Origin of the sequence: Sulfuricella sp. (assembly GCF_035531155.1) — a bacterium.
In the GTDB taxonomy this organism is placed as follows: Bacteria; Pseudomonadota; Gammaproteobacteria; order Burkholderiales; family Sulfuricellaceae; genus Sulfuricella.
In genome coordinates, this window is record NZ_DATKTK010000069.1 from 49,609 (window position 1) to 61,841 (window position 12,233).

Below are 12,233 nucleotides of genomic sequence, written 5' to 3' on the forward strand. Positions count from 1 at the left end.
TAAATGGATTTGCCGCTTCTGCTCAAAGCCCTGACCCTCGGCATCGTCGAGGGCCTCACCGAGTTTCTGCCGGTTTCCAGCACCGGCCACCTGATCCTGGTGGGCGACCTGCTCGATTTCAACGACGACAAGGGCAAGATGTTCGAAATCGTCATCCAGTTCGCGGCGATACTTGCGGTGTGCTGGGAATTCCGCGCCCGGCTGGGTAACGTCGTCTCGGGCCTGCGGGCGGGCAAGGAGGATGCGCAGCGCTTCGTACTCAACCTGGCTGTCGCCTTTATGCCCGCAGCAGTGCTCGGCCTGCTGTTCGCCAGCAATATCAAACAATACCTGTTCAAGCCGGTGCCGGTAGCGCTGGCATTCATCGTCGGGGGGCTGCTGATTTTGTGGGCGGAACGGCGCAAGCATGTCATCCGCGTTGAGCGGGTGGATAACATGGGCTGGCGCGATGCGCTGAAGGTCGGACTGGCGCAGTCGCTGGCGCTGATTCCCGGCACCTCGCGCTCCGGTGCAACCATCATTGGGGGATTGTTTTTCGGGCTGTCACGTCAGGCGGCCACGGAGTTTTCCTTCTTCCTGGCCATTCCCACCCTGTTCGCGGCCACGGCTTACGAGTTGGTCAAATACCGCCACCTGCTTAATGCAGATGACCTGGGGATGTTTGCGGTGGGCGGCGTGGCGTCGTTTGTCAGCGCTTTTTTCGCGGTGCGGGGATTGCTGCGCTACATCAGCCGCCACGACTTTTCCGCCTTCGCCTGGTACCGCATCGGCTTCGGCATCATCGTGCTTCTAACCGCCTACACCGGAGCGGTCAGCTGGTCAGTCAGCTAATTCCATATCTAAATCAATAGTGGAATCGTAGGGTGCGTCCCACGCACCAATGATTGTGGTGCGTGGGACGCACCCTACATAATTATTGGCATTCTGAAATAGAATTCGGATAATTCCAGGCAGAATTCAAACGAATTATTCGTAGCCTCGACGGAGCGCAGCGGAATCGGGGAAATCCCGGATTCCGCCCTGCTCCATCCGGCTACATGATTGGGAATATGCGCTTCTACGGCTTCTTGATAAAACCAGCCTTGAGGAAACCGGCGATGTGGCCGAGCAACTCATCTTCCTGGAAAGGTTTGCCCAGGTAGGCGTTGACGCCCAGCTCCATCGCGTAGTTGCGGTGCTTTTCCGCAGTGCGCGAGGTGATGATGATGATGGGAATATGCGCGGTTTGCGGGTCGCTGCGCACGTTCTTGGTCAATTCGAAGCCGTCCATGCGCGGCATTTCGATATCCACCAGCATGACGTCCGGCACAATCTCCTGCAGGTGCTGCAGGGCGTCCACACCATCCCTGGCAGTCACCACCTGGTAACCTTCCTTCGCCAGCAGGCGGGCTGTGATCTTGCGCACCGTCAGGGAATCGTCGACCACCATGATGGTCGGTGCGACGGTTTCCACTCTCGGCACCGTGGGCGCCGCTGCGCTGGCGGCGGGAACCTGCATGGCGATGCGCTGCACCAGCGGAGCGGGGTTGATAATCAGCGCGACCTGGCCATTGCCCAGCACCGTCGCCCCGGCAATACCGGGTACACGGGCAAGCTGCGGCCCGATATTCTTGATCACGATTTCCTGGTTGCCCAGAATCTCATCCACTTGCACCGCGACACGCTGGTTGCCGCTCCTGAGCAGCAGCGTCATGGCGTAGCGGTGCGTCTCCGGCACTTGCTCCAGGTCGCCCAGGAGCCGCGGCAGATAGAATAGCGGATAGCGGTTATTCTGCCACTCGATCTCGCCTTTCTGCCGAATCTCCTCCAGCCCGGCTGATTTGAACTCCTTTACCTGCTCCACCATCGCTGATGGCAGGGCATAAATTTTTTCGCCGGTACGCACCAACACGGCCTGTGCTACGGCAAGGGTAAGCGGTAAATAGATGTTAAAGATTACCCCGCCATGCTCTCCTGGAGCAGCCTCGACACGTCCGCCGAGACCGGTGATCTCGCTGCGCACCGCATCCAGACCCACACCTCGCCCGGCAACCTGGGTCACCTCCTGAGCCGTTGAAAATCCGGGCTCGAAGACCATGTCGACCAGACGCGCGGGAGAAATATCGCTGTCTGCCGGGAGCCGGCCCATTTGGACTGCACGTCGACGAATCGCTTTCAGATTGAATCCGGCCCCGTCATCCCCCAAGGCCAACACGATTTCGTTGCCTTCCTGGCGCGCCTCGATGCGAATAGCCCCGGTTTCCGGCTTGCCGGCCCGAATCCTGTCTGCCGCGCTTTCCACGCCGTGAGCCAGGGAATTGCGCAGCAGATGTTCGAACGGTGCCGTCATTTTTTCCAGCACGCTTCGGTCCAGCTCCACCTCGCCGCCCTTGATCTCCAGGCTCGCCTTTTTGTCCAGTTCCCGGGCGGTTTGCCGCACGATGCGATGGAGCCGATCGGCAATGCTGGACAGCGGCACCATGCGGATGTGCATCAGCTCCTGCTGCAATTCACGGTTCTGCCGTGCCTGCTGCAGCAGCGCCGCATCGGCTTCGCCCAAACTTTTCAGCAGGCTCTGCTGCACCGTGGCGACGTCGTTGACGCTCTCGGCCAGGAAGCGGGTCAACTCCTGAAAACGGGTAAATCGGTCGAACTCAAGCGGATCGAATGCCTCGGCGACGCCGCCGGTCTGATTTGCCTGGGATTGCATCCGGCTTTCTGCCTGGATTTCAATCTCGCGCACCTGGTTGCGCAGGCGGATGACGTTTTCCGTCAACTCCAGCAGCGACTGCTTGAAGCCCTGCATCTCGCCTTCGACACGGGAGCGCGCGATACTGATCTCACCCGCCTCGTTGACCAGCCGGTCCAGAACATCGGCACGCACTCGCAAATGTTGCGCGCCGGGTTTTGCCGCCGATGCCGGCGGCTGGATATCCGGTTGACCCGCTGCGACTTCCTTGGCAATTGGAGCCTCTGGACCGGCCTGAAGGCGATCCAGCATGTCGCCGATTTTGTCAAAATAGGCGAACAGCTCATCGAACAAGGAGGCAGCCGGAGCCCCTGCCTCCGTTGAATCAACCACCCGGGTTTCCATGTTGTGTACCAGGTCGCCCAGCTGCAACGCACCGGCCATACGGGCGCTGCCCTTGAAGGTATGCAGCGATCTCTGCAGATCCTGCGGCGCCTGCTGGTCCGCAGGTTTAGCCAGCCAGGCACGTACCTGAGTGCCCACCAGCGGATACAGGTCCTGCGCTTCCTCCAGAAACAGGGGCAGGATATCCAAATCGATGTCATCGCGAGATGTCGGCATCGGCACCTCAAACGCCGCTGTCCGAACCGCTTCGGCTCGCCTCTCCACCTCGGGGAATGAGGCTGTCGGCCTCACCACTTCAGCTACTGCGCGCTCCGCCAGCGCCGATGATGCAGCCTTTTCGCCGTCCGCACGCGCTTTTTTGACCAACGCCTGCAGCGAGCGCGCCACCTGCTTTGCCGGTTTCGGCATTTTTTGTTCTTCGATCGCCCGCACCATCTTGTTCAGCGCGATAACTGCGTCACCGGTCACTTTGACCTGCTTACCGTTAGCCGGCTGCGGGTGCTCCAGCATTTCCTTGAGCCATTCCTCCAGTTCAAAACTGAGCTCGGCCGGCGCCGGGAGTCCCACCGTGCGGGAAATGCCGCACAGGGTATGGGCAGCGCGCATGAAGTCTTCCCTGATTGGCAGATCCGGCTGATCTTCCAGACGCGCCAGTTCTTCCTGCAGCACCGCAACCCGCTGCTTGGCTTCGCTCATGAAAATATCGAAAAGCGCGCTCGACAGGGTGACATCGCCAATCACAATCTCGGTTTCCGGCAACGGTTCTGGCGCTATCTCTTCCGCACCCAGCCCAGGGGCCACAGAAGTAAGCTCATCAATGGCAGGCGCCTCGATTTCAACTCCAGCCGCCGGCGCTATGGCCTCGAAGGTCGGCTGGCTGATTTCTTCATCCGGCTCCGTGGCTTCCAGCAGGGTCTCTTCAGCAGGCAGCACCTCAGCCGCTAGCTGTTCCTCGGCAGGCGCAACCATTTCGGTCGCTACCTCTTCGATGAAATCAAAATCCATAACCGGCAAACCGATTTCCTCGACCGGCTCGACGCCATCCGCCACCGCCTCTTCAAGCGGTAGCTCGAAGGCGAGCGGCTCTTCCATGCCAGGCGCACCGATTTCAGCAGCCACCTCCTCAATGACTTCGAAGCTGGGCAGGCTGATTTCTTCGATTTCCTCAGCAGACTCCTCCGCGGGCGCGAGTTCCTCCTCGATGGGAGCGGGGGTTGCACTGGCCTGCGGCGCAACCTCGGCCATTTCCTCACCGCTCCTTAACTGCTCCGCCGCAGCGATCAGGGCATCGGCCTCGACAGCCACCGCGCCTTTGCTTTGCAGTTGCCCCACCCATTGCTCGAACGCTGCGCACGCCTGCTCGATAAAATTCAGCAGGGCGGGAGTGGCGGCCCTCTCATCCTGCAGCCATTTGTTTATCACCTGCTCGACCACCCATGCGACCTCCCCCAGATCTGTCAGGCCGACCATGCGTCCACTGCCTTTAAGGGTGTGAAAGCCGCGCCGGATCGTGGTTAGCGCCTCGCGATCGCCAGGCTGCTCATGGCTGGCCTGCAGATTCTCGCTGACGGTGGCCAATACCTCGGCCGCCTCTTCCAGGTAAGTCTCGAGCAATTCGGCGTCGATCGCTTCCGCGGAGGCCTTCAGCAATCGTTCGGTTTCTTGCGAGGGCGCCACGGGCACCTTGGTCTCGGCCAAGGCGGCAACCGCGCCCGCCAGTCCGGCAGCGGGCGCTTCCGGCTCTTCATCGAGCAGACGCCTCGCGGTTGTGGCTTGTTCCTTCAGCTCCGAATCGGCCACCAGTTCGGCGTCCTGAGCCAGACCGGACAGCGATTTTTCCAACTTCTGACGCGCCGCCAAATCTTCGGGGTTAGCCTGCCACTCCTGGAAGTTTTCCTGCGCCAGATGTTTTTGTGAATCCAGACTGGCTTCGATGCTTTCTTCCGCAAGTGTTTCCTCGACCTCTTCTTGCGGAACAGCCGTTTTTTCCTCCGGCTCGCCCGTCAGACGAGACAGGGTCCGGCTAATAATATTTTCCGCATCCGCGCGACCATGCTGGACTTCTTCGATGTAGAAACCCAGGCTGCTCAAGCCTTCAGCCACCCCCTCCAGCTCCTCTGGGCTCGGCTCGTAAGCCGGATCGGCAAAGCGCTGGATACTGGAATGGCAGATGCCAAGCAGCTTGTCCGCCTTTCCAAGGTCGAGGATGGTCAGGGCACCGGAAATCTGCTTCAGGGCAGATTCGAGAGAGGGAATGCCCTCCCGCTTGGTCGTATCCCTGAAGAACGCATCCAGCACTTCCTCAATCCGCCGCAGATTGGCCTGAATTTCATGCGCTACCTGAGCCAACAGGAGTTTTCTCTGGGCTTTGCGGCTGATGTCGCCAAGGTGGGGGATTCCCGCTGCATCAATTTCTTCCGGACGGCCATTTAAAACGGCCGACATACGCTGGGTCTGAATTTCCAGCTGCTTTGCCAATTCATCGTTGAACTGGACAAAGTTTTCCAGCACATTCTCCGCCAGCAGCAGAGCCGTGGCCACTTCTATCGCTAGCATTTCCCCGGCACCATCCTGCTCCGGATGAACTACTGCGAGCGCTTGCGTCTGCGCGAGCAGGCCATGCAAAGGGCGGTTATCCAGCGCCCGGCTTTTTTCCACCAGCCGGCTCAAGGGCTCCTGCAAATTCTTCAGGCTTTCTTTATGGCCCGTGGTGAATTTCAACCACAACTCCTTGACCGGCGCCAGCAACTCCTTCAGTTCCCGAAGCAGGGGTTGGAGCCGAGCCGAGTCGACCTCGACAGCAGTGGCCGCCTGCGGCAAACAGCTATCCAGATCGAACACATGCTTGACCTGCTTGATCCGCTCGCTCACCGGCTGGCTGCATGCCACCCGGTATAGCAAATCGCGCAGCAGGTGTTCCGCCACCTTGGGCGAGGATTCGACAAGCTTGCGAATCTGCTGATCAATCTTGCCCAGCAACCGCTTGGCTTCGGCGTCGGGACTCAACCCCTTGTTGAGCAAACCTTCTATCAGCGCCCCCGCGGACCACCAGAAGGTGCGTTGCGCCGGCAAGCTCTGAGCTCGCTCGATGGCCAGCAATGCCACGCGCATCTCCTCCATCCCCGCCGGGTCGTCCGGCGTGCGAAGAAATTTAAGCAACCCCCTCTGAAAGCGCGCGCGCTCAGCCTTGGCCAGCACTTGCAGTTCGGCCTCGCTGACTGGCTTCGCATTGGCGTCCTTCGGTGCGCGCGCGGACAAATCCGGGAAAAACAAGTCGCTTTCGGCGAAACCCGAGGCATTACGTGCCTGGCGCAAACTTTTATAGACGGGGTAGAGCCTGAGCGGCACATCCGGCTCGCCATCAAGCAGACCGGAGAGATATTTGGAGAGCGCAGCAATGGCCTGGTTAACGACTTCGCTATTGGCGGCGGAGGAAGCAACCTCCTGCTTCTCCAGAGCGGCCACCAGTTTTTCGATTTCACTGCTAACTCGCGCGGCCCCATCCAGGCCGACCATCATGATGGCCCCGTTCACCTGATGCAGGTGGGTCAGGCAATAGCGTAGCGGGGAAAGATCGCCGGGGTTGCCAAAGAAACCCGCCAGGTTCTGCCTGGCTTGGTCCAGCGCCTGGTCGATTTCGCCTTTGACCCAGGTCAGTGGGCCGATGTCCAACTCGGTGGCCATACTCTTCGGTTACCTATGCAAGTTTGAAGCCCGCCACCGAGCCTTTCAGCTCGGTAGCCAGTTCGGTCAACTGACCCACGGAAGCGGCGGTCTGCCTGGTACCGTCCGTGGTCTGGTTGGTAATGTCCTGAATATCCTGCATGTTCGTTGCCACTTTGCCAACGGCCTCCGCCTGTGCCTGGGTCGCCCTGGAAATGGTGTCGATCAGATCCGCCAGGCTGCGCGTAACCCGCTCGATCTCGGACAGGGCCTGGCCCGCCGCATCCGACAACTTGGCGCCTTCCACCACACCCTGGGTACTCTGCTCCATGGCTGCCACCGCATCGTGGGTATCGGTCTGAATGGTCTTCACGATCGCGCCGATCTGCTTGGTTGCCTCGCCCGAACGCTCCGCCAACCGCTGCACCTCTTCCGCCACCACCGTGAAGCCGCGTCCCGCCTCACCGGCGGAAGCAGCCTGAATCGCCGCGTTCAGCGCCAGAATGTTGGTTTGTTCGGTAATGTCGGAAATCAGTTCCACGATCTCGCTAATCTCCTGGGAGCTTTCACCCAGCCGCTTGATCCGTTTCGCTGTTTCCTGAATCTGGCCGCGAATCTCGTTCATGCCGGCAATCGAGTTCTGCACCGCCACGGCACCCTTGTCCGCAGCCTGCAGGGATTGCTGCGCCACTTTCGCCGACTCGGCGGCGTTGGCCGACACCTCGTTAATGGAGTCTGCCATCTGCAACACCGCCGTACTGGTTTCCTCAATTTCACGCGACTGCTTTTCCGAAGCCTGCAGCAGATGCTCGGAGGTGCCCTGCGCCTCCTGTGAAGCCCGTGCCACTTGTTCTGTTGCCTTGTTTACCCCCACCACCAGCGAGCGCAACTCGTCGATCGCGTAGTTGATCGAGTCGGCAATAGCGCCGGTGATATCCTCGGTCACTCGCGCCCTCACTGTCAGGTCGCCTTCCGCCAGATCGCCCATTTCATTGAGCAGCCGCAGAATCGCCTCCTGGTTCCGTTTGTTTTCCTGCTCGCTGATGGCCGCCTTCCGCTTGGCGTCATCCAGCAACACCTTGGCGAACAGCACGGCGAACGATAATGCAAGACTACCGAAAATGACGGTCAGCAACGCTTCCAGCAAGCCACTGCTGGCATTCCTGTTGTAACTCTCAGTCAGCTTTTTGGAGAAGTCCAGCATCTTGTCGCCGTCCTTGAACAGGAAGCGCTGGGCCTCCTTGGCCGCCGCCAGTCCCTGGACGTTTTGCAGTGTCTGATCGACATGCTTGGCGAAATCCTTGAAGGTTGCGTCGATATCACCCAGCATTTCGCGCGCATCCGGGTCTTTGACCGGGCTCAGCAACATGCCGCCGCTCCCGTTTTCCAGGCCGGCCATGATATTGCGGAAGATGGCGAGGCTTCTGCCTTGCAGAAAGGGTTCGTCGAGATCGGCATCGCTTCCCGACAGCAACAGAACGTTGGCATTTTTCGCAACCCGCTGGGTCAGCATCCCCAACTGTCGGGCGGCGGAAACCTCCCGCACGCCCGCGCCTGACTGAATCAGCTGGCCGGCCAGCAGCTCGGTAAGTTCGAGCAAGGCCGTGTTGCTGGTGTTAACCCCGGCAACGTTATTGCTCAGGTTGATCAGGTTTTTTTCCTGGGAAGCAATCTGCCCGACATCCTTGCGCATCTTGCTCCATAGCGTATTGATCTCTTTCAGCGCCGGCTGAACGACGGCCGGCGAGGCGGGTACGCCGGCGCCGCCCTGCAACAGGGTTTTAATGTGGGCGGAAAATTGATGCTCGGCTTCTTTCAACTGGGCAAAAGCGATTGGGCTACCCTGCGCCGCTTGCTGTGCACCCTTCGCTATCCGTTGTGACAACATCTGCATTTCTGTCGAAATGCTCGTATGCTGTTTCAGGATATACAGGTTCGCGCCGTACCAGATCAGCGGAGAAAAGGAGAAAAGCACAGCAATGGCCCACGCGCCACCCAGTATCTTCAACTGCTGTTTCAAAGGTTTTTCGCCGATAAGCGGCAGTGGCTGCCCCGAATCACCGGCCATCTTCTGGAGCCCTTTCAGCACCAGGGCAGTATTCAGCCCCGACTTCGTGGTTGGTCCGGTCGGAGCAGCCTGTCCGGGCTTTCCCTTGAAAAGATTGAAACTTGGCAACTTGAATCCCATGCTTAAATCTCCATCCCTAGTTTTATTTGCCACTCACAGAATGATCATTCATAGCGCCGCCGAACAACCCTTATGACAGGCCCACGTTCAAGAACTGGGCGTGCCTGGTCAACACCTGCATGTTCAGTTCCTGCCACCGCTGTCCGGTTTCATCATGGTATTCGGCAGCAACCCAGGGCGGAGCCTCCCCTTGTATTTCCACCCGTTGCATTTTCTCGGGATTGCGCAATCCCAGCATGCGACTGACGACGATTCCGCAATTGACAGAAAATTTCTGATGAACCAGAAGCAGGCGGCAATCCACGCCGAATTGCGTTGGCACGCCACCGAGAAAATGGGAAAAATCAACGATGCCATAGAGATTGCCGCGAAAATTCGCCACGCCGCAAAACCATGCCTGCGCCAGGGGAACGGACGTCAACTTTGGAATAGGCAACGCCTCGCTGATATCGGAAAGATTGACCAGCCAGAATTGCGAGCCAATCTGGACACCCAGCTTGGAGGGGCTGGCCGTATCGCTAGATGCCAAGCTCTGCAGCTTGGCCATCACGCTCTCCTGAAATTCTCGCAGGCTGATTTTTCTTGCCATCTGCTACCCTTGTAAGCCGTAGGAGCCTGTCGGACTCATGATGAATCGGCTGCAAACCCGCCTGGGCGGTCCATATTTCGCCGCTTTTTTGGTCAATAGAACGACTATTGACCTGCAAAACCAGCAAAATCTGTCCTCACCCAGCCGAGTTTTCGCTTCGATCCCCATAAATCCAACAGGCTCCCAAGCAACGTACGGAGACATGGAGATCAACCGAGCGCCGTAATTTTTTTCAGCAGCTCGTCCTGATTCACCGGTTTGACGATGTAATCCTTGGCGCCCTGCCGCATTCCCCATACCTTATCGGTTTCCTGCCCCTTGGTGGTACACATGATGACAGGAATATCCTTGGTTTCATCATCCTTGGAGATTGCCCGTGTCGCCTGGAAGCCATTCAGGCCCGGCATCACCACATCCATGATGATCAAGTCGGGCTTTTCCTGCTTGGCTTTGGTGATTGCCTCCTCGCCACTTTCGGCGGTAACCACCTGATACCCCTGTTTACTCAGCAAGCCACCAAGGAAAAATCTTTCGGTAGGTGAATCGTCCACGACCATAATCTTATTGATAGCCATTTGCTCCCTCTCTAGCTGACACTGCGTTGGGCCATGTACTGACCCACGGTTTTAAGCAGACTTTCCTTGGTAAAAGGTTTGGTCAAATATTCATCGGATCCCACCATCCTGCCGCGAGCGCGGTCGAACAAACCATCTTTGCTGGATAGCATGATAACGGGAGTGGCTTTGAATTTTGGGTTTTTCTTGATCAGCGCACAAGTCTGGTAGCCATCCAGGCGCGGCATCATGATGTCAACGAAAATGACATCGGGTTGATGATCGGCAATCTTGGATAGAGCGTCAAACCCATCTTCTGCGAGGATAACCTCACACCCGGCCTTCACCAGAAAAATCTCGGCGCTGCGGCGTATGGTGTTGCTGTCATCAATCACCATCACCTTGGCGCCCGCAATGGTTTGTGTTTCTCCGCTCACTCGTATCCTCCAGGCTTTTCTTTACAGGCAAATCCACCCTGTCCCGGAATGGTATCAGCCTTTGAGGCTATCTTGATAGACACTATTTTCGACCATTGTATAATAAATTCTTTTCAGGCAAAGCGCCTTGTCATAACTCCTTCGGCAAAATGCCGGGAATCTCCCCATCAATTTAGGTTAAGATACTGTCTTTCGATCAACCCCTACCCTCGTAGGCACCACCCGATTTTTTCCGGCATGACAACGTCCGTACTCATGGCAAACACTCGTGAAACACCCCCGATCGTCCTGACTTTTGCCGCTTCCGATCCGAGTGGCGGCGCCGGCCTGCAGGCTGACATCCTGACCTTATCCAGCATGGGATGCCATCCCCTGTCGGTGGTCACCGCCATCACGGTGCAAGACACTCTGGGCGTGGAGGACGTGATGGCCATGGATGCCGAATGGGTTGCCGACCAGGCGCGCTGCGTACTGGAAGACATGCCGGTGGGGGTATTCAAGGTTGGCCTGATCGGTAGCGTGGAAAATGTTGCCGCCATCGCCGAGGTGGTCGCTGATTACCCGGATATACCGCTGATCCTGGATCCGGTGATCGCCTCCGGCCGGGGAGACGAGCTGGCTGGCGACGACATACTCACTGCCTTGCAGGAAATGCTCATCCCCCAGACCACCTTGCTCACGCCCAACAGCCTGGAAGCAAGGCGTATCGCACAGCTCGATGACGACGAGGGCGACGCCGAACCCGATCTCGCCGAATGCGCCCGGCGCATCATCGAGATGGGCTGCGAATTCGTGCTGATCACCGGCACCCATGAAAATACCCCCCAGGTGGTGAACACGCTCTACGGCGAAAGCGGCGTGTTGCGCAGCGACAGCTGGCCGCGCCTGCCAGGCAGCTACCACGGTTCGGGTTGCACCCTGGCTTCGGCGATCGCCGCCTCGATCGCCCACGGCCTGGATATTCCGGAAGCGGTGAAGGAAGCACAGGAATTCACCTGGCAAGCCTTGAAAGCCGGTTTCCGCCCGGGCATGGGGCAACACATTCCCGACCGTCTTTTCTGGGCACGCGAGGAAGAAGATGCCGCCCGCGGTTAGCGGCCTTTATGCCATCACCCCGGAATGCGCCGACACCGAAAGTCTGGTGCGCCAGGTCAGGCAAGCCTTGTCAGGCGGTGCTCACCTGGTGCAATACCGCAGCAAGGGGGGCGATGTCGCATTGCACCACGAGCAGGCCAGCGAATTGCTGGCGCTGTGCAGGCAGTTCCATGTGCCGCTGATCATCAATGACGACATTCGCCTCACCGACCTGACCGGTGCGGACGGAGTGCATCTGGGCAAGGACGACGGCGGCGTGCGTGAAGCCCGGCTGATCCTCGGCCCGGATAAAATCATCGGCGTGTCTTGCTATAACGACTTGCAACGGGCACTCGATGCCGAAGCCCATGGCGCGAATTATGTCGCCTTCGGCAGTTTCTTCCCGTCGCCGACCAAACCCGGCGCGGCTGCCGCATCGTTAACTCTGTTGCACGAAGCGAAGCGCAGCCTGAACATCCCTGTCGTCGCCATCGGCGGCATCAGCGCGGATAACGTCACCTCCCTGATCGAAGCCGGCGCCGACGCCGTGGCGGTAATCTCCGCGCTATTCGACAGCGACGATATCGGGGCAACCGCCAGCCGCTTTGCCGTGTTATTCGAAAAATCAATCCCCCATACATTGCACTAAGGTAAT

The 12,233-nt window shown here is 58.7% G+C and carries 8 protein-coding genes; 3 read left to right on the plus strand and 5 right to left on the minus strand.

The window, feature by feature from the left end:
- Positions 1 to 3 precede the first annotated feature (3 nt).
- Complete coding sequence (locus tag VMV64_RS16110) at positions 4 to 831, plus strand: undecaprenyl-diphosphate phosphatase (protein ID WP_325332177.1); 828 nt, start codon at positions 4 to 6, stop codon at positions 829 to 831.
- Between the two features lie 226 nt (positions 832 to 1,057).
- Here the strand turns inward: VMV64_RS16110 and VMV64_RS16115 are convergent, their stop codons facing one another.
- From VMV64_RS16115 to VMV64_RS16135, 5 genes are all read right to left on the minus strand, one after another.
- Positions 1,058 to 6,757 (minus strand): Hpt domain-containing protein, encoded by a 5,700-nt coding sequence (locus tag VMV64_RS16115; protein WP_325332179.1) that lies wholly within the window; start codon positions 6,755 to 6,757, stop codon positions 1,058 to 1,060.
- 13 nt (positions 6,758 to 6,770) lie between these two features.
- Positions 6,771 to 8,924, minus strand: a complete 2,154-nt coding sequence (locus VMV64_RS16120) for a methyl-accepting chemotaxis protein (RefSeq protein WP_325332181.1) — start codon at positions 8,922 to 8,924, stop codon at positions 6,771 to 6,773.
- A gap of 70 nt (positions 8,925 to 8,994) precedes the next feature.
- The gene (locus tag VMV64_RS16125; RefSeq protein WP_325332183.1) at positions 8,995 to 9,513 is read right to left on the minus strand and encodes a chemotaxis protein CheW; all 519 of its coding nucleotides are present in this window, start codon (positions 9,511 to 9,513) and stop codon (positions 8,995 to 8,997) included.
- Positions 9,514 to 9,722: 209 nt separating this feature from the next.
- Complete coding sequence (locus VMV64_RS16130; protein ID WP_325332185.1) at positions 9,723 to 10,088, minus strand: response regulator; 366 nt, start codon at positions 10,086 to 10,088, stop codon at positions 9,723 to 9,725.
- Positions 10,089 to 10,099: 11 nt separating this feature from the next.
- The gene (locus tag VMV64_RS16135) at positions 10,100 to 10,465 is read right to left on the minus strand and encodes a response regulator (RefSeq protein ID WP_325332562.1); all 366 of its coding nucleotides are present in this window, start codon (positions 10,463 to 10,465) and stop codon (positions 10,100 to 10,102) included.
- Between the two features lie 294 nt (positions 10,466 to 10,759).
- On the opposite strand from VMV64_RS16135, the gene VMV64_RS16140 reads away from it, so the two are divergent.
- A complete protein-coding gene (locus VMV64_RS16140; protein ID WP_325332187.1) occupies positions 10,760 to 11,599 on the plus strand; it encodes a hydroxymethylpyrimidine/phosphomethylpyrimidine kinase in 840 nt (279 codons plus the stop codon).
- Positions 11,583 to 12,227 (plus strand): thiamine phosphate synthase, encoded by a 645-nt coding sequence (gene thiE, locus VMV64_RS16145; protein ID WP_325332189.1) that lies wholly within the window; start codon positions 11,583 to 11,585, stop codon positions 12,225 to 12,227. Before VMV64_RS16140 ends, thiE begins: the two co-directional genes overlap by 17 nt.
- Positions 12,228 to 12,233 lie beyond the last annotated feature (6 nt).

Excerpts from the sequence above, each read along its gene's own strand:
- VMV64_RS16110 (WP_325332177.1), top strand. The coding sequence starts at position 4 with ATGGATTTGCCGCTTCTGCTCAAAGCCCTGACCCTCGGCATCGTCGAG.
- VMV64_RS16115 (WP_325332179.1), bottom strand. The coding sequence starts at position 6,757 with ATGGCCACCGAGTTGGACATCGGCCCACTGACCTGGGTCAAAGGCGAA.
- VMV64_RS16120 (WP_325332181.1), bottom strand. The coding sequence starts at position 8,924 with ATGGGATTCAAGTTGCCAAGTTTCAATCTTTTCAAGGGAAAGCCCGGA.
- VMV64_RS16125 (WP_325332183.1), bottom strand. The coding sequence starts at position 9,513 with ATGGCAAGAAAAATCAGCCTGCGAGAATTTCAGGAGAGCGTGATGGCC.
- VMV64_RS16130 (WP_325332185.1), bottom strand. The coding sequence starts at position 10,088 with ATGGCTATCAATAAGATTATGGTCGTGGACGATTCACCTACCGAAAGA.
- VMV64_RS16135 (WP_325332562.1), bottom strand. The coding sequence starts at position 10,465 with ATGGTGATTGATGACAGCAACACCATACGCCGCAGCGCCGAGATTTTT.
- VMV64_RS16140 (WP_325332187.1), top strand. The coding sequence starts at position 10,760 with ATGGCAAACACTCGTGAAACACCCCCGATCGTCCTGACTTTTGCCGCT.
- thiE (WP_325332189.1), top strand. The coding sequence starts at position 11,583 with ATGCCGCCCGCGGTTAGCGGCCTTTATGCCATCACCCCGGAATGCGCC.